24 protein-coding genes are annotated in these 24,813 nt (G+C 42.0%); 14 read left to right on the plus strand and 10 right to left on the minus strand.

Annotated elements, in window-relative coordinates; genetic code table 11:
• Positions 1-2: 2 nt before the first annotated feature.
• Positions 3-977 carry a metallophosphoesterase gene (locus ACNSN2_RS03425; protein ID WP_418608573.1) on the minus strand — a complete coding sequence of 325 codons (975 nt, stop codon included), beginning with the start codon at positions 975-977 and terminating at the stop codon, positions 3-5.
• A gap of 64 nt (positions 978-1,041) precedes the next feature.
• Positions 1,042-3,348, minus strand: a complete 2,307-nt coding sequence (locus ACNSN2_RS03430) for a TonB-dependent receptor plug domain-containing protein (protein WP_418608574.1) — start codon at positions 3,346-3,348, stop codon at positions 1,042-1,044.
• Between the two features lie 286 nt (positions 3,349-3,634).
• Here ACNSN2_RS03430 and ACNSN2_RS03435 point away from each other — a divergent pair, with 286 nt between their 5' ends.
• Together ACNSN2_RS03435 and ACNSN2_RS03440 are read left to right on the plus strand one after the other, a co-directional pair.
• Positions 3,635-4,543 (plus strand): GGDEF domain-containing protein, encoded by a 909-nt coding sequence (locus ACNSN2_RS03435; RefSeq protein ID WP_024601898.1) that lies wholly within the window; start codon positions 3,635-3,637, stop codon positions 4,541-4,543.
• Positions 4,527-5,525: a helix-turn-helix domain-containing protein gene (locus ACNSN2_RS03440; protein WP_075170658.1), complete on the plus strand. Its 999-nt coding sequence runs from the start codon at positions 4,527-4,529 to the stop codon at positions 5,523-5,525. Before ACNSN2_RS03435 ends, ACNSN2_RS03440 begins: the two co-directional genes overlap by 17 nt.
• On the opposite strand, the gene ACNSN2_RS03445 is transcribed toward ACNSN2_RS03440, so the two are convergent.
• The 3 genes from ACNSN2_RS03445 to ettA form a co-directional block, all read right to left on the minus strand.
• Complete coding sequence (locus ACNSN2_RS03445; protein WP_109875603.1) at positions 5,526-6,434, minus strand: histone deacetylase; 909 nt, start codon at positions 6,432-6,434, stop codon at positions 5,526-5,528.
• 57 nt (positions 6,435-6,491) lie between these two features.
• Positions 6,492-6,854, minus strand: coding sequence for a PilZ domain-containing protein (locus ACNSN2_RS03450; protein ID WP_008111924.1), 363 nt, complete (start codon positions 6,852-6,854; stop codon positions 6,492-6,494).
• 137 nt (positions 6,855-6,991) lie between these two features.
• Positions 6,992-8,665, minus strand: coding sequence for an energy-dependent translational throttle protein EttA (gene ettA, locus ACNSN2_RS03455; protein WP_008111928.1), 1,674 nt, complete (start codon positions 8,663-8,665; stop codon positions 6,992-6,994).
• A 225-nt stretch (positions 8,666-8,890) separates the two neighbouring features.
• Between ettA and ACNSN2_RS03460 the strand changes: the two genes are divergently transcribed.
• From ACNSN2_RS03460 to ACNSN2_RS03485, 6 genes are all read left to right on the plus strand, one after another.
• Positions 8,891-9,838: a homoserine O-succinyltransferase gene (locus tag ACNSN2_RS03460; RefSeq protein WP_008111930.1), complete on the plus strand. Its 948-nt coding sequence runs from the start codon at positions 8,891-8,893 to the stop codon at positions 9,836-9,838.
• On the plus strand, positions 9,828-10,898 hold the full coding sequence (locus tag ACNSN2_RS03465) for a homocysteine S-methyltransferase family protein (protein WP_418608575.1): 1,071 nt from the start codon (positions 9,828-9,830) through the stop codon (positions 10,896-10,898). Before ACNSN2_RS03460 ends, ACNSN2_RS03465 begins: the two co-directional genes overlap by 11 nt.
• Before the next feature lie 10 nt (positions 10,899-10,908).
• Positions 10,909-13,539 (plus strand): methionine synthase, encoded by a 2,631-nt coding sequence (metH, locus tag ACNSN2_RS03470; protein ID WP_418608576.1) that lies wholly within the window; start codon positions 10,909-10,911, stop codon positions 13,537-13,539.
• 179 nt (positions 13,540-13,718) lie between these two features.
• Positions 13,719-14,555, plus strand: a complete 837-nt coding sequence (locus tag ACNSN2_RS03475; protein WP_418608577.1) for an abortive infection family protein — start codon at positions 13,719-13,721, stop codon at positions 14,553-14,555.
• An 80-nt stretch (positions 14,556-14,635) separates the two neighbouring features.
• Positions 14,636-15,403 (plus strand): hypothetical protein, encoded by a 768-nt coding sequence (locus ACNSN2_RS03480; protein ID WP_418608578.1) that lies wholly within the window; start codon positions 14,636-14,638, stop codon positions 15,401-15,403.
• A 71-nt stretch (positions 15,404-15,474) separates the two neighbouring features.
• On the plus strand, positions 15,475-16,170 hold the full coding sequence (locus ACNSN2_RS03485) for an aspartate/glutamate racemase family protein (RefSeq protein ID WP_418608579.1): 696 nt from the start codon (positions 15,475-15,477) through the stop codon (positions 16,168-16,170).
• 74 nt (positions 16,171-16,244) lie between these two features.
• Here ACNSN2_RS03485 and ACNSN2_RS03490 read toward each other — a convergent pair whose 3' ends face one another.
• From ACNSN2_RS03490 to flgA, 5 genes are all read right to left on the minus strand, one after another.
• Positions 16,245-16,442 (minus strand): CsbD family protein, encoded by a 198-nt coding sequence (locus ACNSN2_RS03490; RefSeq protein ID WP_418608580.1) that lies wholly within the window; start codon positions 16,440-16,442, stop codon positions 16,245-16,247.
• A 339-nt stretch (positions 16,443-16,781) separates the two neighbouring features.
• Positions 16,782-18,299, minus strand: coding sequence for a DUF3360 family protein (locus tag ACNSN2_RS03495; RefSeq protein WP_418608581.1), 1,518 nt, complete (start codon positions 18,297-18,299; stop codon positions 16,782-16,784).
• 506 nt (positions 18,300-18,805) lie between these two features.
• On the minus strand, positions 18,806-19,228 hold the full coding sequence (flgN, locus tag ACNSN2_RS03500; RefSeq protein ID WP_010391136.1) for a flagellar export chaperone FlgN: 423 nt from the start codon (positions 19,226-19,228) through the stop codon (positions 18,806-18,808).
• Positions 19,225-19,515 (minus strand): flagellar biosynthesis anti-sigma factor FlgM, encoded by a 291-nt coding sequence (gene flgM / locus ACNSN2_RS03505; RefSeq protein WP_016899394.1) that lies wholly within the window; start codon positions 19,513-19,515, stop codon positions 19,225-19,227. The genes flgN and flgM overlap by 4 nt, the downstream gene beginning before the upstream one ends.
• A 93-nt stretch (positions 19,516-19,608) precedes the next feature.
• The gene (gene flgA / locus ACNSN2_RS03510; RefSeq protein ID WP_418608582.1) at positions 19,609-20,370 is read right to left on the minus strand and encodes a flagellar basal body P-ring formation chaperone FlgA; all 762 of its coding nucleotides are present in this window, start codon (positions 20,368-20,370) and stop codon (positions 19,609-19,611) included.
• A 59-nt stretch (positions 20,371-20,429) separates the two neighbouring features.
• Between flgA and flgB the strand changes: the two genes are divergently transcribed.
• From flgB to flgG, 6 genes are read left to right on the plus strand one after another with little or no spacing between them, the layout of a single operon-like run.
• Positions 20,430-20,849 (plus strand): flagellar basal body rod protein FlgB, encoded by a 420-nt coding sequence (flgB, locus tag ACNSN2_RS03515; protein WP_010391142.1) that lies wholly within the window; start codon positions 20,430-20,432, stop codon positions 20,847-20,849.
• On the plus strand, positions 20,849-21,265 hold the full coding sequence (gene flgC, locus ACNSN2_RS03520; RefSeq protein WP_010391144.1) for a flagellar basal body rod protein FlgC: 417 nt from the start codon (positions 20,849-20,851) through the stop codon (positions 21,263-21,265). The genes flgB and flgC overlap by 1 nt, the downstream gene beginning before the upstream one ends.
• Before the next feature lie 4 nt (positions 21,266-21,269).
• A complete protein-coding gene (locus ACNSN2_RS03525; protein WP_054202054.1) occupies positions 21,270-21,923 on the plus strand; it encodes a flagellar hook assembly protein FlgD in 654 nt (217 codons plus the stop codon).
• An 18-nt stretch (positions 21,924-21,941) separates the two neighbouring features.
• Positions 21,942-23,270, plus strand: a complete 1,329-nt coding sequence (locus ACNSN2_RS03530) for a flagellar hook protein FlgE (RefSeq protein ID WP_010391149.1) — start codon at positions 21,942-21,944, stop codon at positions 23,268-23,270.
• Positions 23,271-23,281: 11 nt separating this feature from the next.
• A complete protein-coding gene (locus ACNSN2_RS03535; RefSeq protein WP_010391152.1) occupies positions 23,282-24,013 on the plus strand; it encodes a flagellar basal body rod protein FlgF in 732 nt (243 codons plus the stop codon).
• A gap of 14 nt (positions 24,014-24,027) precedes the next feature.
• Entirely contained in the window at positions 24,028-24,813 is a 786-nt protein-coding gene (gene flgG / locus ACNSN2_RS03540; protein WP_010391154.1) for a flagellar basal-body rod protein FlgG, read from the plus strand.

Genomic DNA, 24,813 nt, shown 5'->3' on the forward strand with positions numbered 1-24,813 from the left:
CTTTACTTATCTATGTGCTTTTCAGTGTTAAAACGTACTTCACCAAGGTGATTAATCGCGCTTACACTGAGAGTTTCGCCATTGATAGAGATACTTAAAAAACCAGGTGTTGCTTCTGCGTAGCGGGTAAATTCACGTTGTTTTACAAACCGCGCTTCGCTGCCACCACCAGAGACAAAGTGAGCCACCTTGCTATTTTTTGGTTGGTTGTATTGCAAGTCGTGCTCGTGCCCTGCGATATAAGCGTGCACGTTATGACGCTCCAAAATAGGTTCTAAAATGTCGCGAAGCCCTTGGTTGCGGCCAAAGCGTTTACCACTTGAATAAAGCGGGTGATGGCCTACCACAATTTTCCATTTTGCGTTACTGCCAGCAAGTTGGGTTTCAAGCCAAGTAAGTTGGGTTTTATAGTCTTGTCCTTGGGTTGAACGGTATTTATCACGGTCTTTATATTCAGGCTGAATTGGGTTGGTATCTAAAAACACCATTAACACTTGCTCGTTGTTTTCAAGCGCAAATGTTTTACTGTAGTACCTTGCAGGTAACTGCCAACGTTGACTTTTTTCGGTGTAGTCAATTTGTGCTTGGGCATTACCCAAGTAATCGTGATTACCTAAAACAACATACCAATCTTCAAATGTGTGCGGGCCATGGTATATGTTCTCAAAGGCTGATTGCCAAAGAGGATCGTTCACACTTGCCACGCCATTTGGGTAAAAGTTATCGCCGGTCGAGACAATAAAATCGGCATCGGTTTGGTACATAGCAATTTCTAGCTGATGAGCCACTTCTTTTTGGTAAAAGTGGCCGTTGTGTCCCCAATCACCAATAACCATAAAGTTAAGGCTATCTGGTAACGTAGTTAACTTGGCAATTTTTTGTTGTTGGTATAGCGCATCTTTATAAATAATGGGCTCGTTTGCACTAAGCGCTGATGAGCTCAGTAGCGCGGCCATTATGAAAGACAATTTAAACATGTTTTAACTCCAAAAAAGCACGCGATGGTTTGCCATTACGTGCTTAAAATGACAATACGTGTGATTAGAATGCGTAACGCAGCATTACTTGAATCACAGGGCCTGCTTCTTCCGATTCAAGCTCGTACTCATCAAATTCACGATTGTTTTGATCATCAAGTGAGTCAAACTTATTGAAAATTTCGTCTTTGCTGGCATCCAGTAAGTTTGAACCTACAAGGCGTAGAGTGATGTCATCCCAGCGCTTTTCAACGAAAAGCTCTAAATCAGCACCGTAAGAGGTTGTCACTTCTTCACCCACGAAGCGTCCGTATGCATCACCTTGGTTACGGTACGTTGCCCCAAATGATGCGCGTAGTGTTGGTAAATCTTGGATAAAGCCAACGTTATAAACATAATCAGACTGGTCGTTAAATTTACGCTTACCAAAACTGTCTTCAACTTCACTGTCGAGCCAAGAGTAATTTAAGAAGATACCTGTATTAGGCATGTTCAAGGCGCTCAGTGGCGTTGATAAATCAAATTCAACACCTTGAACTGTGCCATCACCAGTATTTTGTGGTTGCAGTACAAATGTGCCTTCGCCTTCTGAGCCTTCAACACCGGTACTGGCAATTTCAATAAGGTCGCTAACGTCACGGTAAAATACGTTTACACCTACAACGCCACTTTTACCTAAACGGTATTCGTAACCTAAATCGATACCCCAAGATGATTCTGGTTTAAGGCTTGGGTTGCCTAAAAAGTCATTATCAGCGAGCTCTTCTTCAAGTAGGGCGGGTGTCATGTAGTCAAAGTCAGGGCGACGTAAGCTGCGAGCAACAGAGGCGCTGACTCGTCCGTTATCACTGACGCTGTAACGAAAGTGAGCCGACGGTAAGAAAAAGTCATAATCATTTTCGGCAGTAACGCCTTCATTGGTATCGGTAATGCTTGAGTCAGTTGACTCCCACCGCACCCCCATCTCCCACGAGAACACATCCGCTTCGTGCTTGATTAGCGCAAATAAATCAAAACGATCTTCTTCAAGTTTATTAACACCGCCGTCTACTGGTTCAAATTCGTTGTTAAATTGTGCTAATGACATTGGCGTCTCGCTAAATTGAGCCCATCCAGTCAGTGTTTGCTCACTTTCATCTTCAGCGACAAAAATGGCGGTATCGCGCTCTTTGCCTTGTACAAAAGCACCAAATTGAACTTCTTTCGAGTCACCTACCAGTAAGCTGTGCTGCCATTGTAATGACCACTCTTTATCATCGATATCAACGGTTTCTTCAGCTTCCTCAAACACCATTGGGAGCTCTGACGTATCAAGTTCAACCTCTTGCTCATACACTGATTCTTCAAAGCTGGCATAACCTAACTTAAATTTGCTGGTACCGCCAAGTAGTGGTAATTCATAGCCAGAATTAATGTTGTAGTTGGTTTGATCAATAAACGAAACGTTTGCGTTATCTGAGATTAAATTACCACCCTCAACGACAGAGCCTGAGGTTGCAGTGGGGTCGTCGTATTCAAAAGAGCGCTCATCTTCGGTACGGTCGGTATCAACCCACATAGCGCTAATATCAAACTTGCCGCCGTTATCAAACACCTTTTCAAAGCTGGCATTTAATGATGTGTCATCGCCATCACGAGTATCAGATTGATCTTCACGGTTATCAAAATCGTCTGTTGCATAATTAGGGTTATTTTCAGGGCTATCGCCATAACGTCTGCTTGATTTTTGTTTTGGGTTATAACGACCTTGTAAATTGGCACCTACGAGTAAACGGCCACCTGCAAACTCAGTACCGTAAACGCCCGCAAAGCTTTCTTTTAGTTCGCCGTCATCGTAACGTAAGCCACCAGCGCGAATATAACCGCCGTCTAAGCTGTAGCCATCGCGAAGTACAATATTAAGTGTGCCTGCTATGGCATCGGCAGAGCGGTTGGCACTTGATGAACGAATAATTTCTACACGCTCAATTAATTCTGCTGGAATGCGGTCAACAAAAAATGAGCGATCAGCACCGGCACCCGGTACTTCTTCGCCATTAATAAGTACTTTTGTGTAAGCAGGGCTTAAGCCGCGCATACGAGCGCCGTCAGACTCAAGTACGTCAGATAAAAAAGTCACACTAGGAACACGCTTTAGTGCATCACCGGCGGTAAGTGGCTCAAAACGTTGAAAGTATTCTTGTGAATATTCAAGCGTTGGTGCTAGTTCTTGCGAGCGGTTGCGATAACCAATCTCGCCATAGACCACAAGCTCTTCAGAAACCTTTACTTCAGGTTCCCTTGGCGATGTTTGTTCCTCTGCATTTACGCTAACACTAAATTGGCTCAGTGCTAATGCCGCCACAACAGCATTTAACTTAAATTGTTTCATTGGTTTGCTCCGGTTGTCCTTGGTTTGGTGAGCAAACTAAAAAAAGTTAATGACGCTAATGTGACAGTTTTACAGTTAATTCCTGACAAAACGACAACTTAGCGCTTTTTAAACAGACAGTTGAGCTGTTTAAACACGGCTCCAGCGCACTAAAAATGGTTATTACTAGGTTAAATACTTATAAATTTTAATCTCAATGTCATATCAATGAGCCAAAATGACTCTGCCTAATAAATCAGTACCGCGCTAGCATACGTAATAGTGTAAACCTTAGAAGACTTAAACAATGCGATATAACCCATTTACCAGCCATGCAAAATTAACTAATACCATCATTTTATTATTAGTTATTGCTGTAGCAATATGCGCTTACTTTGGCGAACTTAAGCAATGGCAAGACATTGCGTGGCTCGATATTGTTGGTGAGGGCGGTATTGTGTTGATGACACTCAGTTGGATAGTTGCGTTACTTATTTCACGACCGCCAGGTAAAGTAACTACCTTATTAGTGTTAGGTTTAGGTTTGTTTATGTTCTCAGCCACACTCGATTTACTCGATGAGTGGTTAAAGCAACCTTCACAATTATGGCTCACCTGGTTTGAGTCACTACCAGCGCCGTTTGGTATGTCGCTTACCAGCGCAGGGCTTTATTATTGGCATCAAGAGCAATTTGTTTTAAATCGTCAATTGCGTCGTCGTGAAGCGCATCTTCGCGAACATGAAAAAGTCTGTCCGGTAACAGGGTTATACCGAGTTAACTACTTACATTCACTCATGCAGCAACAACAAACAGAGCAGCAAGGCGGCACTTTAGGTGTTATTGATATTCGTGATTTTGCAAAGTTTAATGCGCAGTTTGGTTTTAGTGAAGGTGATAGGTTACTGCGAGAAATTAGTGATTTATTAGTAATGAATTGCCGGTTAAATGATGTGCTTTGTCGCTATGCTGGCGATTGTTTTATTGTGCTTATGCCGAATACCAGCCAAAGCCAAGCCAAAGAATTACTAGCGCAAATGAAAGCGGCGCTTAACCATTGTGCTTTTAAAGTCGCAAAAAGCAAAGGCGCACAGTTTCAGCATATTTTAACCGCCACCATGGCAATGGATTTAGCGCAAGATCCAGTGCAGCAAACCAGCCAGTTACATCAACAATTACAACAAGAAAAGGCGCTTGTAGGTGCAGCAGTATATTAGCCTAGATGATAAATACCTCAGCGCGGAGGGAATGATCACTGCGCTGGTGGAGCTTGCCCAAGGGCGAGGGATCCCGCTGCATAAATTGCTGCGTGGTACGGGTATTTTTGAGCAAGATTTATATGATCTATCACAGCGCTTTAGTTTATCGCAGTTATTGGCTTTAATTAGCCAGTTTAAAGCCTTAATGAAGAGTAATGATAGTGGCTTTTTACTCGGTCATCAATTGGTTAATGACGTTAGCCCAGCAGTGCAAAGTGTGCGTTTAAGCCCCAGTTTAGGTATGGCTTTAAAGCAATTACAACAAATTAGTACCGTTATTGCCCCTTTATTATTTACCCGTAGGCATATATTTAAAGACGATTTATATCTGTACTTGCAACCGAGTATCGGTATTGACGAGTCATTAAAAAATTATTGCTTTGAAATATACAGCGCTGCGTTAATGAGCTTACTAAAACGAGTATGTAATGTGTATCCACATTGTTATTTTGACTTTACCTGTAAACGCCCTCGGCATATTCAAGAGTATGAGCAGCATTTAGGTTTACGGGTAAGATTTGAACAACCCTATACCCGTTGGCACTTTGATAAACAACTACTTAAGTGCCCAAACCCAGAGGCTAGTCAGCTTAGGTGGCAGCAGTGCATAGCGCAAAGTGAGTTACATAAGAATGTATCACAGTCTTTTGTTGAGGCTGTGTGCCAGCGCATTTACCGTGATAAAAACAACAGCCTTGCTAACAGTGCTGAGCATTTTGCCATGAGCTCTGCTACGTTTAAACGTAAGTTAAAACAACACGGTGTCAGTTACTCTCAATTACAAGATGAGCAAAATAAACTTAAAGCTCTGCATTTACTGGGGGTGTGCCAGCAAGGTAATGAACAAGTGGCTGATCGGCTTGCATTTTATGATATTCCTAACTTTCGCCGAGCATTTAAGCGTTGGACCGGCATTACGCCAAGTCAGTTAAAAATATAATTAAAAACTAGCCGCTTGCTCTATAACAATGCCATGGCGCTTTGCTAGGCGCTGATGATCTCTGTCATAGCCTCCACCAATCACAGTGGCAACAGGAGTATTATTTGCAAGGCAGCGTTTAAGCACTAAGTGATCGCGCTTTTCTATCCCTTGCCAACTAATATCCAGTTTGCCTAAGCCATCCTCTTGCCAAATATCAACGCCAGCATCGTATAAAACAAGATCCGGGTTAAGCTCGTTTAATAAAAATTGCAGCGTATCGTCAACAATACCTAAATATTCAGCGTCTTGCATATTATTAGCTAAACCAATATCTAAATCGCTAGGGGACTTTCTAAATGGGAAGTTTTTTTCACAGTGTATTGAACAGGTAAACGCATAAGGTTGATGAGCCAGCATAGCTGCGGTGCCATCGCCTTGGTGAACATCTAAATCAAAAATCAGTACGTTGGTAACTTCCCGGTTTTGAATTAACGTTTGTGCGGTAAAAGCTAAATCGTTCACCATACAAAAACCCGAGCCAAAATCACTGTGGGCATGATGAGTGCCGCCCGCTAAATGGCACGCAAGCCCATTTTCAAGTGCTAAACGCGCGGTTTGCAGTGTTCCCAACGGAGCGGTAAATGTGCGGTTCATTAGTGCTTGTGACCAAGGCAACCCAATACGGCGCATGGCTCTTTCATCTAGGCGGTTATGCCATAAATCGTGAATGTAGTTTTCACAATGTACTATTTCTAGCTCTTCTACACTACCATGTGGTGGTTCTGTGATATTACTGCCAGCAAGTCCAAGGGTTTTAACATGCTGGTGTAGCTGAGCAAATTTACTCATTACAAAGCGATGCTTGGGATCAAAACTAAACGAGTAGTTAGGATGATAAACTAAAGGTAGATTGGGGTTTAAACTCATATCTGCGTCGTTTAATTATTTTTGGTTATGGTAATCAACTTCACGCAGTGCGTCTATTTATGTTTGGTGAATAAGCGTTTCAAGCTCGCGGTGTAATAATGTTTCATCAGCAAGGTTTAGCTCAACTAAACGCTTTAAATGCGTGATACTGTCTATATCAATACTATGGCATTTAAGACCAATATGGTTTTCTTCTATGTGACGAATAACCACCGGCATTTTTATTTCAATATCGCTTTGTGGCAAAGTAAAACGTAGTACTGCTTCGTCATTTTTGTTCCCAGTAAATGCATCGCTTTTAGTAATAAGCGCACCATGTAAAGAGATATCTAATAGAGTGCATTCATACTGGCTGCTAGCCATAACTAATTGCGCTGCAGTAGAGAACATAATACGAGAAAATTGCCGACGGTTTTGCATAATAATCTTATAAAGCTGTTATTTATAATAAGCATAGCTGGTAATGCCCAACACGCCAATTTGCTTAAAGATAAAAATAGCTCGCATAAAAAAGCCCCGCATTAAATGCAGGGCTTTTAACTTATTCACTGTGGCTGTTAGCCAATTTTTTTATACTTTATGCGCTTAGGCTGTGCAGCTTCTGCGCCAAGAGTCTTTTTAAGCCACTCTTCGTATTCAGTGTAGTTACCATCAAAGAAGTTAATTTGGCCTTCGTCGCGGTAATCTAAAATGTGTGTAGCAATACGGTCAAGGAACCAACGGTCATGCGAGATACACATTACACAACCTGGGAATTCTAAAATAGCATTCTCAAGAGCACGTAATGTTTCAACGTCCAAGTCATTGGTTGGCTCATCTAGAAGTACCACGTTGCCGCCTGCTTTTAACAGTTTAGCTAGATGTAAACGGTTGCGCTCACCGCCAGATAAGTCTTTAACAAACTTTTGCTGATCGTTACCTTTAAAGTTAAAACGGCTAACGTAAGCACGGCTTGGGAACTCAAAGTTACCAATTTTTAGTACATCTTGGCCGTCAGAGATTTCTTGGAATACCGTTTTGCTTTCGTCCATGTTGCCACGGAACTGATCAACAGTTGCCAGTTCTACTGTTTCACCAATGCTGATATTACCGCTATCTGGCTGTTCTTCACCGCTTAACATTTTAAATAGCGTTGATTTACCTGCACCATTGGCGCCAATAATACCCACAATAGCGCCCTTAGGCATGCTAAAGCTTAAGTCATCAATTAAAACGCGGTCGCCAAAGCTTTTACGTAAGTTGTTTACTTCTAATACTTGGTCACCTAAACGTGGGCCAGGTGGAATAAACAATTCGTTAGTTTCGTTACGTTTTTGATAATCAGACTGTTGTAGTTCGCTAAACTGTGCCATACGTGCTTTTGACTTAGCTTGACGACCTTTAGGGTTTGAACGAACCCATTCAAGTTCCTGTGCAATCGACTTTTGACGTGCTTTTTCAGATTTTTGCTCTTGTTGTAAGCGGGCATCTTTTTGCTCAAGCCAAGACGAGTAGTTACCTTCCCACGGAATACCTTCACCACGGTCAAGCTCTAAAATCCAACCTGCTACATTATCAAGGAAGTAACGGTCATGCGTTACTGCCACAACAGTGCCTTCGTAGTCATGTAAGAAGCGCTCTAGCCATGCAACCGACTCAGCATCTAAGTGGTTAGTTGGTTCATCGAGAATCAGCATGTCTGGTTTTTCAAGTAACAAACGACAAATAGCAACACGACGGCGCTCACCACCCGATAGGTGCTCAATTTTAGCATCCCACTCAGGTAAACGAAGTGCATCGGCAGCACGCTCTAATACGTTATCGATATTATGACCATCGTGCGCTTGAATAACCGCTTCTAATTCACCTTGCTCTTTAGCCAATGCGTCAAAATCAGCGCCTTCCATTGCGTATTCGTTATACACTTCGTCAAGGCGGTTAAGGGCATGTTTTACTTCACCTACAGCTTCTTCAACAATTTCACGAACTGTTTTGCTTTCGTCTAAAACAGGCTCTTGCGGTAAGTAACCAATTTTAGTGCCTGGTTGAGGGCGAGCTTCACCTTCAAACTCTTCATCAACACCCGCCATAATGCGAAGTAGTGATGATTTACCAGAACCATTTAAACCTAGCACACCAATTTTTGCGCCTGGGAAAAAATGCAACGAAATATCTTTTAAGATAGTGCGTTTTGGTGGCACAACCTTAGATACTCGACTCATCGAGAATATAAACTTATCAGGTAAAACCATGGAAGAAGCCTTCAAATAATAATAAAAATTTCAATGCTGTATTGTAGTGGCTCACAGGTGAAACAGTCAACGAATGGCACTGTTTTAAAGTACATATTCAATTTATACAAACCGCGTGAATAAATTTAATTTAGACATCTATACATCTAGAGGTTGATATTTTTGGCATTCTGTTCATAATGAGAGCGTATTAACTCTCGGTTTTTATGAGCAGGAGCTTTAAGAATGCCAATTACAGTAGAAGACGAATTGCCAGCTATTGCACGTTTACGTCATGAAAACGTGTTTGTAATGCCAAAAACGCGTGCAAAAACCCAAGAAATACGCCCTATGCGTTTGGCTATTCTTAATCTTATGCCTAATAAAGTAGAAACCGAAGTACAGTTTATTCGCTTGTTGGCTAACTCTCCGCTGCAAGTAAATGTTGAGCTATTGCGCCTTGATACGCACCGCAGTAGTAGCAACTCAGAGCAACACTTAGATACTTTTTATCGTTATTTCTCAGAAGTAAAAAACAACAACTACGATGCACTGTTAATTACCGGTGCACCGCTCGCACATTTAGAGTATGAAGAAGTAGCGTATTGGGAAGAGCTCAAAGTAATTATTGATTGGGCCGAGCAACATGTAACTTCTACCTTGTTTTCGTGCTGGGCTGCCCACGCGGCCTTATACCACCGTTATAATTTAAAGCGCGATTTAAAAGACAATAAACTCTGCGGGGTGTTTACCCACCAATGCTACTTTGCCCATGGTGCACTTACCCGCGGCTTTGACGATACCTTTTTAGTACCCCACTCACGCTATGGCCACATAGATATTAATAAAATAAACGCCTGTGAAGAGCTGGTGGTATTAGCGGGCTCTGAACGAGTAGGGGCGTATTTACTTAAAAATAAATCGGGCAGCCAAGTGTTTATTACCGGCCACCCCGAATACGATGCCGACAGTTTAAAAGCCGAATATGAGCGCGATTTACAAAAAAGCCCCGATGCGCCAAAGCCTGAAAACTATTTTCCTGATGACGATGCCAGCAAACAACCGTCTAAAACATGGCAAAGCCACGCGTTTTTACTGTTTTCAAACTGGTTAAATTATTACGTTTACCAAACCACACCCTATGATATTAACTTAGTTAGCCAAGACGTAAGGACTAACAACTATGCCGAATAATCCTCAAAACAATAAGCATGAACAGCTGAGTGATGCGCTCAAACAGCGCATTTTAATTTTAGATGGTGCAATGGGAACCATGATCCAAGCGCATAAGCTTGAAGAGCAAGACTACCGTGGTGAACGTTTTAAAGATTGGCACGTGCTTATTAAAGGTAATAACGATTTATTAAGCCTAACCAAGCCTGAAATTATTACTGATATACACCGCAGCTTTTTAGCCGCCGGTGCCGATATTATCGAAACCAACACCTTTAACTCGACCACCATTTCGATGGAAGATTACGACATGGCGAGTATAAGCCGTGAAGTTAATTTAGAGTCAGCTAAGTTAGCCCGTGCTGTATGTGATGAATTTAGCGCTAAAACCCCAGAAAAACCGCGCTATGTAGCGGGTGTTTTAGGGCCAACATCTAAAACCTGTTCGTTATCTCCGGATGTAAACGACCCAGGCTATCGTAATATTACCTTTGATAAGTTAGTGACTGCGTATGTGGAGTCGACCCTTGCACTTATGGAAGGCGGTGTAGATATTATTTTAATCGAAACAATATTCGATACGCTTAATGCAAAAGCCGCCTCATTCGCGGTAGAAGAAGCGTTTGAACAAGCAGGGCGTACATTACCAGTGATGATATCAGGCACTATCACCGACGCCTCAGGCCGCACGCTTTCAGGGCAAACCACCGAAGCATTTTATAACTCTATTCGCCATATTAAGCCGCTTTCAATTGGCTTAAATTGCGCGCTAGGGCCAGATTTACTACGCCAATACGTTGAAGAGCTATCACGCGTGTGCGAAACCTTTGTTTCTGTTCACCCTAATGCGGGCTTACCCAATGAGTTCGGAGAATACGATTTAGAAGCAGACGACATGGCAAAAGAGATCATAGATTGGGGTAAATCGGGCTTTATTAATATTGTTGGCGGTTGCTGCGGCACTACGCCTGCGCACATTCGTGCCTTTGCCAAAGGGCTTGAAGGCACAGCACCACGAAAATTACCAGAGCTTGAAGTGCGTATGCGTTTATCAGGCCTAGAAGCCTGTAACTTAAATTAAGGAGCCGCCAATGACCCAACAAATTGCAGTATTTACCAATGTCGGCGAGCGTACTAACGTAACTGGCTCGGCCATGTTTAAACGTTTGATCATGGAAGAAGACTACGAGACCGCTCTTAATGTGGCCCGCGAACAAGTAGAAAATGGCGCACAGGTTATTGATATCAACATGGACGAAGCCATGCTGGACTCAAAAGCGGCCATGGTTAAGTTTTTAAACTTAATTGCCTCAGAGCCTGATATTTCTAAAGTACCTATAATGGTCGACTCCTCAAAGTGGGAAGTTATAGAAGCAGGCTTAAAGTGTATTCAAGGCAAGGCCATTGTTAACTCCATTTCACTTAAAGAGGGTGAAGAGCCGTTTATTCGCCAAGCTAAAATTATAAAACGCTTTGGCGCCGCCGCTGTTGTGATGGCGTTTGATACCGAAGGTCAAGCCGATACCGCCGATCGTAAGTTTGAAATTTGTGAGCGCAGCTACCGTATTTTGGTCGACGAAATTGGCTTCCCGCCAGAAGACATTATATTCGACCCCAATATATTTGCCGTTGCCACCGGCATAGAAGAGCACGACAACTACGCCGTAGAATTTATTGAAGGCACCCGCCGTATTAAGCAAAATTTACCGCACTGTAAAGTGTCGGGTGGGGTGTCAAACGTATCGTTCTCGTTTAGAGGTAATAACCCAGTACGCGAAGCGATTCACTCGGTGTTTTTATACCATGCTATAAAAGCGGGTATGGATATGGGCATAGTAAACGCAGGGCAACTTGCTGTTTACGACGACATCCCCGAGGAACTTCGCAAAGCCGTAGAAGATGTAATTCTTAACACCGACCCCGGTGCTGGCGAGCGCCTTGTTGAACTTGCGCCTAAATACTCAGGCATGGCACAAGCTGAGCGGGTAGAAGATTTAGAATGGCGCACTTGGTCGGTTGAGAAGCGCTTAGAGCACGCCCTTGTAAAAGGCATAACCACCTTTATAGATGAAGATACAGAAGAGTGCCGTGCTGGCGCCGATAAACCTATTCACGTCATTGAAGGGCCACTTATGGATGGCATGAACGTGGTTGGGGATTTATTTGGTGCCGGTAAAATGTTTTTACCCCAAGTGGTTAAATCGGCTCGGGTAATGAAACGCGCGGTCGCCTACCTCGACCCATTCATTGAAGCCGAAAAAGAGGAAGGCGCCACCAATGGTAAAATTGTTATGGCTACCGTAAAAGGTGACGTGCATGACATAGGTAAAAACATTGTTGGCGTAGTACTACAATGTAATAACTACGAAGTAATCGACTTAGGCGTAATGGTACCTGCCGAAAAAATACTGCAAACAGCAATTGACGAAAAAGCCGATATTATAGGCCTTTCGGGCTTAATTACTCCATCGCTTGATGAAATGGTACACGTTGCCAAAGAAATGAAACGTCGTGGCTTTGAGCTACCGTTAATGATTGGTGGGGCAACCACCTCAAAAGCGCATACCGCAGTTAAAATAGAGCCGCAGTACGACAAAGGCGTGGTGTATGTAAATAACGCCAGCCGCGCCGTGGGTGTGGTGTCTAACTTATTATCAAAAGAGCATAAAGCAGAATTTTTAGCTAAAACCACCGCCGAGTACGACAAAGTACGCGAACAACAAGCACGCAAAAAGCCGCGCTCAAAACCGGTTACCATACAGCGCGCCCGTGATAATGCAGCACAGCTTGATTGGGATAACTACACCCCACCCGTGCCTAAAAAGCTGGGCGTGACTGAGTTTAAAAATGTATCAATCGCGACTTTACGCAAATACATAGACTGGACGCCGTACTTTATGACCTGGTCAATCGCCGGTAAATATCCGCGCATAATGACCGACGAAGTAGTGGGCGAACAAGCACAAAGCTTGTTTAAAGACGCCAACGACATGCTCGATGAACTTGAAAAGTCAGGCAGTTTACAGCCATTAGGTGTTATTGGTTTATTCCCAGCTAACCGTGTGGGCGATGATATAGAAATTTACACCGACGAAACGCGCAAAGAGCTATTAACTACCTCGTGCCATTTGCGCCAGCAAACCGAAAAAACCGACTTTGCTAATTACTGTTTAGCCGATTACATTGCGCCAAAAGGCACGCCTGATTACTTTGGTGCGTTTGCGGTAACAGGTGGCTTAGAAGAAGACGACCTCGCCAATGCGTTCGACGCACAGCAAGACGACTACAATAAAATAATGATAAAAGCGGTTGCTGATAGGCTCGCAGAAGCCTTTGCCGAATACCTGCACGAACAAGTGCGTAAAGAGTATTGGGGATATGCACCTAATGAAAACCTGCCTAACGATGAACTCATTCGCGAAAACTACCAAGGTATTCGCCCAGCACCGGGTTACCCAGCGTGCCCAGAGCACACCGAGAAAAAGAAAATTTGGCAACTACTCGATACTGAAAAACGCATTGGTATGCAGCTCACCAGCTCGTACGCCATGTGGCCAGGTGCTGCGGTATCAGGTTGGTACTTTTCACACCCACAAGCGAAATACTACGCGGTAGCAGCAGTACAGAAGGATCAGGTAGAAGACTACGCCAAGCGAACGAGTATGACGCTCGCAGAAGCCGAAAGGTGGTTATCGCCTAACTTGGGGTATGAGCCAGAATAAAAGAGCAGCGGTCAAAAGTTGAAGCGGTCAGTTTTTAGCTGTCAGCTATCAGTAAAACAAAAACGAGCCGATTTAGGCTCGTTTTTTGTGAGGCACTTAAAGTAGTAATAAAAGTCTGTTGGACTTTTTTGTAGTAGAGTAGTTAACATAATTAGATAGTTAAAAGGACTTCTCAATTTATGAATAAACAAATACCAGCACCTCTTATATCAATTCTAGCCGATGCAATCTCCTCTCTAGAGACTCATGCTACGATGGATTCTCTTTTTTTGTACTCTAACGCGCCAGGCGAACCTCCTGAAGGTTCTAAATCTTCTAAAGCACAGACGTGGCTAAGAAGAATAAATAATAAATCTGATAACCCGATATCCGTAGTTGCTAAATTAATTGAAAACTATATGGAGAATCCTGAATTTCAAAATGAATTCAGTGAGATAATGTTTCAAAAAGTTGAGAATACGGCCTATAAATATGTACAAAAGATAAAACAGTGCCTCTCTAGTTACAACTTAGAATATAGAATAGGTGGTTTCATTCAGGAAGGTGCAAGTGCTCCATCGCAATCGCTATCAGCGTTAATAAAAAATAGAGATTTACCAGCAATTAATGCTGAGTTCGAGCGTGCAATGGATAATATAACAAGTGATCCCCGAGAAGCTGTATTAGCAGCGTGCAATATATTAGAAGCTATTTGTAAAACGTTTATAGAAGATGAAGGTTTAACTATGCCTGCTAAAAAAGATTTACAAGGTGTTTGGAAAGTAATTAAGGGCGAGCTGGGTTTTGATATTGGCCTTATCCAAGATAAAGATTTAATACAAATATTAAGTGGGCTGTTCTCAACAGTTAGTGGTATTGGTGCACTGCGCACACATGCTAGTGCTGCGCATGCCGAAGGTCGGACTAGATATAATATTAAGCCTAGACATGCCCGGTTGGCTGTTCATGCAGCACATACCGCAAGTATTTTTATAATCGAAAGTTGGGATGAGAAGAAGAGTAACTCCAATACTTGAGTTGATTCTTTGAGATTTTTTGTTTTTAACTTTTACCGAAATCTTCTTTATTAGTAATACTCTTAAATAAAGGACTACACTTGAAGTTTCTAAATTACGTTATATTGAGCTTGGCTTTTTTATTCAATATGCAGAGTTTTGCGCTTGATCAAAAGTATCATGAGAGTGTTTTACCTGTTATTGCTGCTTTTAAAGCACATGATAAAACTGCTATTGCTGCGCATATTCGCTACCCTTTAAAAAGGCAGTATCCACTTCCTGATATTAAAAATGAAGCTGAGTTTATTAACCGCTTTGATGAAGTGTTTGACGATGAACTTGTTGCCGTTATTGGTAGCTCTAATATTAATACCGATTGGGATAGCGTAGGTTGGCGCGGCATTATGCTCAATAACGGCGTAATGTGGGTAGACACAGACGGCAAAGTTATTGCTGTGAATACACAAAATAGCACTGAGCAAGCACATGCAGAAAAGTTAATCGCTCAAAATAAACAATCACTCCATTCAAGTATTAAAACCTTTCAAAAACCAATACTTGATTGGGACACAGCAAAATACCGAGTTCGTGTTGATGATTTAGGCGATGGAAACTTCCGTTATGCGTCGTGGAGCATTGATAAAAGCCCAAGCGATAAGCCTGATATCGTTTTAATTAATGGTGATATTACCTTTGAAGGTAGTGGCGGCAATCATCACTATACGTTTAAAAACGGACGTTATAGTTACGTATTGCAAGTAACGGTAATTGGTTGTGATACCTCACCACCAGGTTGGCTTGAAGTATATAAAGACGAAAAGTTGTTATTGTCTGACGCTGTGATCAGTGCAGTTAATAAAGCTAATTAAGTTTCTAGTGAAGAGCTGTTATTTTTAACTTACTGTGAAACGTAAACTGCGATCGAGAGAGGGAACTAGCTATGAAAACAATCGGTATGTTAGGAGGCATGAGTTGGGAGTCAACAGCCAGCTATTACAAAGCTTTAAACGAAGGCGTTAAAAACTCATTGGGTGGACTACATAGTGCTAAAATTTGTATGGTGAGCGTCGATTTTGCAAAAATTGAAGCACTACAGCATCAAGGCGATTGGCATCAAACAGCTAAGTTACTCACCAAGGCAGCTAAATCTGTAGAGGGTGGTGGTGCCGACTTTTTACTTATTTGTACCAACACTATGCATAAAGTGGCCGATGAGATTGCCAGTAATATTACCATTCCTATTTTGCACATCGCCGATGCCACCGCCGAGCAATTAAAGCACGATGGCATTACGCGAGTAGGGTTATTGGGCACGCAATTTACAATGGAGCAAAACTTTTACAAAGAGCGTTTAACCGATAAGCATAACATTGAGGTATTAATACCTGAGCCTAATGAGCGAAAGCGTGTGCACGAGGTTATTTATTCGCAGTTATGCCAAGGGATTATTGATGACGATTCGCGAGCCGATTATGTGCGTATTATAGAGCGATTATTTGAGCAAGGCGCGCAGGCCATCATTTTAGGTTGTACTGAAATCGCCTTGTTGGTAAAGCCACAACATACGCAGGTTCCGCTTTACGATACCACCAAAATACATGCCGAGGCAGCAGTGAAGTTAGCGCTGGCAAAATAGTTAAGCTTGAGATAACAAAAAACCGCCAATTGGCGGTTTTTTATTAGCAAGTAAAGCTGTTAACACGCTTTATATTAATGACCTTTCTCAAAGTCATTTACTTCGCTCTCGGCTTCATCTTTGGATTTACCGTATTTTTGCTGAATTTTACCAACAAGCTCGGTACGGCTACCCTCAATTTTATCTAAATCATCGTTGGTAAGATCGCCCCATTTTTGTTGCGCTTTACCTTTAAGTTCTTTCCAGTTTCCTTCGATACGATCGCTATTCATAATTAGCTCCTTATTAAGAGTGATGATTTTTCATTTTAAAAGCGTTACTAATAAAATGATTTTTAACGTTCACTTATATAGGTGCAAAGCCTATACCAGAAAGTGAAATGTTTAATTTCATTTATATATCAACTGGTTATGGTTTTTTTGATACATAAGGTTTTTTAGCTGGTGGCGAGTTTTATAAAAATTCTGCAGGGTGGCTTGTAATTATTTCAGGGACTGTTACTTCAGGGCTGTTACTTCAAGGGGGATTATTGCAAGTACACTGTGCTGGTTTTTTATAAGTACAATAAAAAAGCGAGCTATTAAAGCTCGCTTTGCTGTTTAATAAAGGAATTAATGTCTAAAGCTTGGCATTAGCGCAGGAATGCCTGGTAGCATACCTACCAGTGCCATTACACCGGTTAATAATACAAACATTATAAGTGGGATGACCCAGCGACTCATTCGCGATAAATCAGCACTTCTTTCTTTACAGCCAATAAGGCCCAAGTTATCAAGTAGCATAGTTAGTGACCAACCAAATGCAGGGTTTACTAGGCTTGATGCAAACACCACAATGGCGGCTGATTGGGTGGTTTTACCTTCACGGGTCATTTCCATACCCGCTTCAAGTAGTGGAATAAACACCCCTACAATTAATGCAACACACAATACTGGCTGCCAAATAGCTAAGTCCATTGGATAGCCCCAAACACCCGCGATAATACAAAATAACGCAGTTAAAATTGCGCCTGCAGGAATAGGGCGTTTTGCAATAGCTGCAGGAACAATGTAAGTGCCCCAAGATGACGCAAAGTTAGCACCGCCTAATAGCGAGCCAAAGGTTTGTCTTGTTGATGCGCTAAGCATGGTATCGTCAATATTCATTTGTACTTTTTCAGTACGCTCTGGGTAACTAATTTTTTGAAATACTTGATGGCCTAAAAAGTCAGGCGACCACATAGCAACTGCTAAAACTGCAAAAGGAAGTACAACTACAAAGCTTTCTGCTGTTGGTAAGCCAAGCATCCAGCCGGTGTTTTCGCCCCACCAGTACATAGGGTTCATGTTTGGTAAGCCCGGTGCAGTATGAAACTCAAACGGTGCACCCAATGCAAAAGCAGTAAAACCACCAATTAAACAGCTCAGTGGCACGGCTAACCAGCGTTTTTTGTAATGCTCCAATAAAGCATAAAGTAAAATTGTGGCTAAGATTACAATAAAGGCAATATGGGTCATTTGAATTTCTTCAGCCCATGCAAACAGCTTTTTAACTTGTGAAATGGTACCCACAAAGCCTAAATAAAGAAGTAAGCCACCACACACTCCTTTACTGGTGAGCTTGGCCATGAGACTGCCGCCTTTACTAAATGCTAATATCAATCCAAAGGCTCCTATGAGCAAACCAAAGGCCATAGGGTGTCCGCCTGCGGCAACCACAATAGGAATTAATGGAATGAGTGGGCCATGAGTACCCGCTAAGTTAGCGGTCGGTAAAATAAAGCCAGAAAATAGTAAAATAAATAACGAAACAATTAAAAGTTCGTAGCGTACGTTTTCAAGTACAAAGTCATCACTTAAGCCTAAAGGGCCTGCAAACGTGGCAGCAATGGCTGCAACCATCACAACTTTACCTATAGTTGCGGCCATCGCTGGAATGGTGTCTTCAAATTCAAAGCGATAATCTCTAAACGGTAAATTTGGACGCCAGCGTTTTGGCTGCATAATTTGCAGCTCGTGCTCTAGGTAAGCGTCGCGGCTTTCAAACTCAGAGCTTGGCTTATGAAGATTTTCATAGCTATCGGACACGGTTTGAGTATCCGCTCCTGATATAGCATCAGATGAATTATCATCTAGCGGCTTGGTGGTCATGACTTCTCCTGCAACTTAGTTGCTAACTCAAAATAAAAATACAGCTTTTACAAAGCAAATGAACGTTGAGTGCGCAGGGTAAAACAGCTTGCTACAGATTGTAATTAGGCAAAAGGTCGTGCATAGCCCAGTTTAACGCTTTGTAAGTGTTAACAAAAATAGCAAAGGGATGTGTTGTAACTGGCTTGTTAAATTTAAAAGGTCTTTAAATTCAGTGGTTTATTGTTTTGTTTTTACAGTGTGATCTTGTCATGCAGAATAGCGAAAAGGTCATAAAATCAGCAGATTCAGCAGCAATCATTCTTTAGTCTAATAAAGGTGACGTTAGCCGCTATTTGCTTATTATAAATACAATTAGCCGCAAAGTTGCACAAAAGCTAATAATACTAAGTTTTAGCGAAACAACTATTTTTGGACTCAAGATAGGGTTTTAAAGGTAATAATAGGAGTAAAGTGAAAATATAGCGCAAAGTGACTAAACAAGAAAATGCCTTTATGTAACGTATTTATAAAGGCATTTCTGGGTAAGCTTGTTTGTTTTCACCGCCAGTTAAGCGCTGTAATAACCGACGTTGGCTTGAAAGTAATTGCCCTGAGCGTTCATTCATTATTTTGCAGGTTTTAGTTTTTAGCTCAAGCTGATGCAATAGCTTAGTAGTAAGGGTGTTTATATCAACAGGTAGAAGCGCGGTTAATTGTGCTAAACCTTCTTTGCCACCTTGCAAGCCTAAACTCACCAAAAAGCCATCGCGCTGGTTGTGCGATTCATTTAAGCTTTCTAAAAAGCCGAGCATTTTTTTATTATGTGTTTCTAGCTGCACATTACGTTGGCTTAGCAATTCGTATTGCGTTTCAAGTAATTCAATTAAAGCGTCTAGCTTAGTAATGTCTTGTTGCAGACTTACAATATACTCTTTTACAGTTTTCATTTTTTATGAAGTTCAACCATAGCGTTAACGGTTTCATCAATATTAATTTTAAATTCACCACTGGCAATTGCCGCTTTCATTTGGGCTACTTTATCCATATCAACGTCTGGCTTTGCAGCTAAATCTTGAAATGTTGAGTCTATTGATTTACTTAATGCACTCACTGAATTTACTTGCTCTTGTTTAGCCGCTACAGGTTGTTGCTCTGGTTTTGCATCCAGTGATGAACGCTGGTTTGTTTTTTGGCTTTGTTCAACCGCAGTGGTTGTTATTGCGCTTATATTCATTGTTTGTTACCTAATTCGTTTATCGAATTTATATTGCTTAGTTTATATCAGCGACCAAGTACAAGCATTACTTAACTTTTATTTCGACATTTTTTAAAACGCGGCTTCTGCCACACCTTGCGCAATTACTCTTCCCTGAACTACTTTTTTTGATGATAAATTTTTTACATTAATAACCTCACCAAGCTGGCCATCTTCAAGAGCGATGGCTTTAACATTGGCTGAGAAAGTTGCGGTCGTTATTTGTAGTGAAATATGCTCATTTTTATTGATTAAATACTGCTTTTCTAGGTATCGGTTGGAGATCACTGTGCCTTTATCAATTTCGCGTTTAACGGTGAGTCCAACTAGCTGGTCAATACTTGTTTCGCCTTGGTGGCGGTGCTTACCTAAATCCACGCCTTTATATTCTAAGTCTTGCTTATTAAGCACTTTACCTCGGTTTAAAGTGTGCTTGGCAGCTACTAGGTTTATCCACACACTTACTTTGGCACTGGCTCTAAAACGCCAAGCAGGCGATGGGCAAGATACAGAAATACTCACCCTGCCTGCAGGTGGCGTGTGATTTTGTGAGCGAGTGATTTGCAATTCATCACAGCTTAAATTTTCGCTGCCTTTAGGAATAAATAATTCTATATCTTGTCGCTGACTTTGCGAATTAACTGAGCGCAAATAGCTCTTAATTTCACTGTGCAAAAACTGCCGAATTTCTTTATCAAAATTAATGGGGATGGCCATAGCATGAGCTGGCAGAAGTCCAATAGTTAAAAGTAAGCGGAAAAGCCAACGCTTCCCTTGGGGAAGTTTAGCTTCCGTGTGTTGGGCTGTTTTTTGCTCTTTTTTTATGTAAGTCATTGAAAAAATATACTTTTAAAAGTTGGCATAAAGGTTGTTATACACAAGGTAGAAAGTGTATGCGAAGCGCGAAAGCATACAAGAAACAAAAATTAGAGGCAACAATGGAACTATTTGATAAAGCGTTAGGTGTTCACCCTTTTTCAATGAAATTAAGGTTAGACAGAGCAGAAGTCATTGCCAGTAACTTGGCTAATGTTGACACGCCTGGGTTTAAATCTCGAGATGTAGATTACCGTCAAATTATGCAAAGTGTTTCATCCAGTTTTTCGCAAAACAGAGATGTTGATTTTGCTGGTGTACAAACGGATGAACTTAAATATCGCGTTCCTTATCAACCATCAAGTGATGGCAACACTGTTGAGTTAAATATTGAGCAAGCAAAATTTGCCAGCAACAGTATGGATTTTCAAACCAGTTTGACCTTCTTAAATATGAAAATAAATGGCTTACATAAAGTTATTTCAGGGAAATCATAATGTCTTTTAATTCAATTTATGACGCTAGCGGCAGCGCCATGCGCGCTCAAGTTATTCGCCTCGATACCATTGCATCTAACCTAGCCAATGCCGATACCGCAGCCGGTTCAGAAGCCGACGCTTACAAGGCACTTAAACCAGTATTTTCTGCTTTGTACAAACAAACACAAGACAGCCAATCAATTTCAGCCTCGGTTGATGTATTAGGGATCACTGAGTCAAATCGTGCGGTAGAGCAGCGCTACGAGCCAAATAATCCAATTGCTAACAACGATGGTTATGTATTTTACTCCAACGTAAATGCACTTGAAGAAATGGCCGACATGATGTCTGCAAGTCGTAGCTACCAAACATCTGTTGAAGTTATGGGGCGTGTAAATAGCATGCAGCAAAGCATTCTTAAGTTAGGACAATAATTTTATGCAAGTTAATTCAGCCGTTCCAAGCGCAGCCGACGGGGCAAAAAACACTACGAATATTGCCGGTAATAGCTCAGCAGATGAAATGTCGACCATGTTTTTAGAGTTACTTGTTGCGCAAATTAGTAATCAAAATCCATTACAACCTATGGACGGCACTCAATATGTGAGCCAGCTTGCGGAGTTTTCTAATGTTGAGTCGTTACAAAGCATTCGCCAAAACACCGCCGATGGTTTGGATTATGTGAGCAGCTTAGCGGTGCTTGAAGCCACTAATATGGTTGGCCAAACGGTTGATGTACAAGCAAGCAGTATTGCTCTTGAACAAGATGGCAGTGTCTCTGGCATGGTTAATTTAGGGGAAGCGGCAGACTCTGTCACTGTGCAACTTTATAACCAAGATGGTGAATTAGTTGAAGAAAAACAACTGCCTTATTCTGGAGTCGGTTCATTGCGTTTTGAATTTGAAAACCAAGAAGCCGGTGCGTATGCAGTGAGAGCGTATGCCACTACTGAAGAGGTACCAAAGCAGCTTGATACTTGGCTAAGTGGTGAGGTTGAGCGTGTTTCTGTAGGTAAATCGTTAGAAGATATTTTATTACAAGTCGATGGTTTGGGTAATTTTGGTATCACTGAAATTAATCAAGTGGCATAAATAAGAGGAATAAATAATATGTCTATGTTCAATATAGGATTAAGTGGTCTTAAAAGTACCCAAACAGGATTAGAAGTAACCAGTAATAATATTGCTAACTCGGGTACTGCTGGTTATAAAAATAACACCGCAGAATTTGCCGCGGTTTATAACGGCAGTCAACGCGGCGGCGTTAAAGTTGCCAATGTTAAAGAAGATTTTGTCACCGGTGGTGAAATTGTGCGCACCGGTAATGCGCTGGATATTGCTATTGATGGCCAAGGTTTTTTTGCCATATCAGAAAACGGCCGTACGGCTTACACCCAAGCAGGCCAGTTTCAGTTAGATAACGACTTAAATATTGTTAATGCCAACGGCGGCAAACTGCAAGGTTTTGGCGTGTCTCAGGTTGATGGTGGTGATCCGACAATTGTACCGGGTGTATTAACCGATTTAAAAATTGAAGCCTCAAACATAGAAGCACAAGCCAGTACCAATATTAACTTTAACGGTAACTTAAGTTCTTCTAGCGACGTGATTGCTTATCCTACAGCTCCAGCGGTATTTGATCCTAAAGATGGTAGCCAATATAACTTTTCTCAATCTACCGAAGTATTCGACTCCTTAGGTAACAGCCATGTAATGACCCAGTATTTTAACCATACGGGTAGCAACGAATGGCAAGCGATGTTTTTCTTAGATGGTAAACCCCTTACTCAAGCTCAGCTTTCAGCGCTTGGTGCGACGACAGGTACTCAAGCTATTGATGATGGTGCGGGTGGTTCAATTAACGCCGGTACCATTACACTTAACTTTGATACCGATGGCCAAATGGTGCCGTTTTCAGGCGACTTAACGGCGGTTGATTTAGAGGTACCTATTACTTCAACGCCAGGTAATGCAGAAATAACCAGTGGCGCAGCAGCATTAAATATCGCGCTTAAATTCGATGGTACAACGCAGTTTGGTTCAAGTTTCAGTGTTAACGAAAACGATGCCAACGGCTATACCTCAGGGGCGTTTTCTGGTGTGAAGGTTGAAGACGACGGCCGTGTATTTGCAACATTTACTAACGGTGAATCTAAATTACAAGGCCAAGTTGTACTTGCCTCGTTTGCGAACGTTGATGGTTTAGAGCAAGGCAGTAATACCGTGTGGTATCAAACTGAAGAGTCAGGCTCTGCACTTTATGGCGAGCCTGAAAGTGGCTCACTGGGTAAATTACTGTCGGGTTCATTTATGGGCTCAAATGTTGATATTAGTGAACAGCTGGTTGGCTTAATGTCATTTCAACAAAATTACCAAGCCAATGCTAAAACCATCAGCAGTGCTGATGAAATGATGCAAATTTTATTTAGTAACACCTAAGGAAGCTGAGCGTGGAAAAGTTAATTTATACCGCCGTTTCGGGTGCTGAACTTAATAATACCGCCTTACGCGTTGCTGCAAATAACTTAGCAAATGTTAGCACCGTAGGTTTTAAGGCCGACTTAGAGCAAGCGCAATCAATGATGGTACAAGGCGAGGGCTTTCGTACTCGTTACCACGCGCAACTAACACCAGTAACTACTGACTTATCGTCAGGCCCAATCATGGACACTGGCCGTAATCTTGATTTAGCACTGAGCAACGGCGGTTATTTAGAGGTGATGGATGACAATGGCGAACCGGCTTATACCCGCGCGGGTAATTTAGTGGTTGATGCCGATGGCTTTATTACTGTTAATGGCCGACGTGTGCAAGGTGACGGTGGCGATATTCAACTTCCTGAGTTTGGTGATATTGAAATTGGCTCAAACGGCATGATCAACCTAACCCCCATTGGCGGCGGTGTAATTGCAGAAGATGCGCAAATTAAATTAGCCAGTACCGATGCAAACTTAATTAAAGGTGCTGATGGCTTACTCAGAGCTAACGATTTACAGCCGCTTGAAGCCGACGAAACAATTACAGTAAGAACCGGTGCTTTAGAAGGTTCTAATGTGAATGCGGTGGCTGAAATGATCAAAACAATGAATATTAGCCGCCAATTTGAAATGAACGTAAAAATGATGAAGTCTGCTGACGAATTAGCGACCAGCGGCAATAAGCTTATCAGTGGACGTGGGTAAATAGGAAGCCAAACATGAATTCAGCATTATGGGTGAGTAAAACCGGTCTTGCAGCGCAAGATTTAAGAATGACAACAATATCGAATAACCTAGCGAACGTAAGCACTGCCGGTTTTAAAAAAGACAGAGCGGTATTTGAAGATTTATTTTACCAAGTACAAAAACAGCCTGGCGCGCAAGTAGATGAGCTTAATCAGCTGCCATCTGGGATTCAGGTGGGAACCGGTGTTCGTATTAACGGTACGCAAAAGCAATTTACCGAAGGTAGCTTTGAAACAACCAGCAATCAGTTAGATGTGGCCATTGCAGGGCAAGGCTTTTTTCAAATTGAAAGCCCTGACGGCGAGTTATTATTTACCCGTAACGGTCAGTTTCAGCTTAACTCCGAGTCATTACTGGTAAACAGCAACGGCTTACCATTGGCACAAAATATTGCGCTACCAGAGGGCACCACTAAAGTGAGTATTGGCACCGACGGCACCGTTACTGCGGTAGTGGGTAAAGATGCGCAAGCGGTTGAGTTAGGTCAAATGTTAACAGTTAACTTTGCAAATCCTGCAGGCTTACAAAGCTTAGGTGGTAATTTGTACCGCGAAACAGCAGCATCGGGTGAACCTGTTGAGGGGATCCCCGGTGAAGATGCTTTTGGTGGCTTACAACAATTTACTATTGAAGGCTCAAACGTGAGCGTTGTTGATGAAATGGTAAGCATGATTGCCGTACAGCGCGCTTACGAGATGAACGCTAAAGTGGTCTCTGCGGCAGATGAAATGCTGCGCTTTATAAACCAAAACGTATGA

The organism is Pseudoalteromonas sp. US3C1013 (genome assembly GCF_048401115.1).
Taxonomy (GTDB): Bacteria; Pseudomonadota; Gammaproteobacteria; order Enterobacterales; family Alteromonadaceae; genus Pseudoalteromonas; species Pseudoalteromonas undina.

Excerpts from the sequence above, each read along its gene's own strand:
- ACNSN2_RS03425 (WP_418608573.1), bottom strand. The coding sequence starts at position 977 with ATGTTTAAATTGTCTTTCATAATGGCCGCGCTACTGAGCTCATCAGCG.
- ACNSN2_RS03430 (WP_418608574.1), bottom strand. The coding sequence starts at position 3,348 with ATGAAACAATTTAAGTTAAATGCTGTTGTGGCGGCATTAGCACTGAGC.
- ACNSN2_RS03435 (WP_024601898.1), top strand. The coding sequence starts at position 3,635 with ATGCGATATAACCCATTTACCAGCCATGCAAAATTAACTAATACCATC.
- ACNSN2_RS03445 (WP_109875603.1), bottom strand. The coding sequence starts at position 6,434 with ATGAGTTTAAACCCCAATCTACCTTTAGTTTATCATCCTAACTACTCG.
- ACNSN2_RS03450 (WP_008111924.1), bottom strand. The coding sequence starts at position 6,854 with ATGCAAAACCGTCGGCAATTTTCTCGTATTATGTTCTCTACTGCAGCG.
- ettA (WP_008111928.1), bottom strand. The coding sequence starts at position 8,665 with ATGGTTTTACCTGATAAGTTTATATTCTCGATGAGTCGAGTATCTAAG.
- ACNSN2_RS03460 (WP_008111930.1), top strand. The coding sequence starts at position 8,891 with ATGCCAATTACAGTAGAAGACGAATTGCCAGCTATTGCACGTTTACGT.
- ACNSN2_RS03465 (WP_418608575.1), top strand. The coding sequence starts at position 9,828 with ATGCCGAATAATCCTCAAAACAATAAGCATGAACAGCTGAGTGATGCG.
- metH (WP_418608576.1), top strand. The coding sequence starts at position 10,909 with ATGACCCAACAAATTGCAGTATTTACCAATGTCGGCGAGCGTACTAAC.
- ACNSN2_RS03475 (WP_418608577.1), top strand. The coding sequence starts at position 13,719 with ATGAATAAACAAATACCAGCACCTCTTATATCAATTCTAGCCGATGCA.
- ACNSN2_RS03485 (WP_418608579.1), top strand. The coding sequence starts at position 15,475 with ATGAAAACAATCGGTATGTTAGGAGGCATGAGTTGGGAGTCAACAGCC.
- ACNSN2_RS03490 (WP_418608580.1), bottom strand. The coding sequence starts at position 16,442 with ATGAATAGCGATCGTATCGAAGGAAACTGGAAAGAACTTAAAGGTAAA.
- ACNSN2_RS03495 (WP_418608581.1), bottom strand. The coding sequence starts at position 18,299 with ATGACCACCAAGCCGCTAGATGATAATTCATCTGATGCTATATCAGGA.
- flgN (WP_010391136.1), bottom strand. The coding sequence starts at position 19,228 with ATGAAAACTGTAAAAGAGTATATTGTAAGTCTGCAACAAGACATTACT.
- flgM (WP_016899394.1), bottom strand. The coding sequence starts at position 19,515 with ATGAATATAAGCGCAATAACAACCACTGCGGTTGAACAAAGCCAAAAA.
- flgA (WP_418608582.1), bottom strand. The coding sequence starts at position 20,370 with ATGACTTACATAAAAAAAGAGCAAAAAACAGCCCAACACACGGAAGCT.
- flgB (WP_010391142.1), top strand. The coding sequence starts at position 20,430 with ATGCGAAGCGCGAAAGCATACAAGAAACAAAAATTAGAGGCAACAATG.
- flgC (WP_010391144.1), top strand. The coding sequence starts at position 20,849 with ATGTCTTTTAATTCAATTTATGACGCTAGCGGCAGCGCCATGCGCGCT.
- ACNSN2_RS03525 (WP_054202054.1), top strand. The coding sequence starts at position 21,270 with ATGCAAGTTAATTCAGCCGTTCCAAGCGCAGCCGACGGGGCAAAAAAC.
- ACNSN2_RS03530 (WP_010391149.1), top strand. The coding sequence starts at position 21,942 with ATGTCTATGTTCAATATAGGATTAAGTGGTCTTAAAAGTACCCAAACA.
- flgG (WP_010391154.1), top strand. The coding sequence starts at position 24,028 with ATGAATTCAGCATTATGGGTGAGTAAAACCGGTCTTGCAGCGCAAGAT.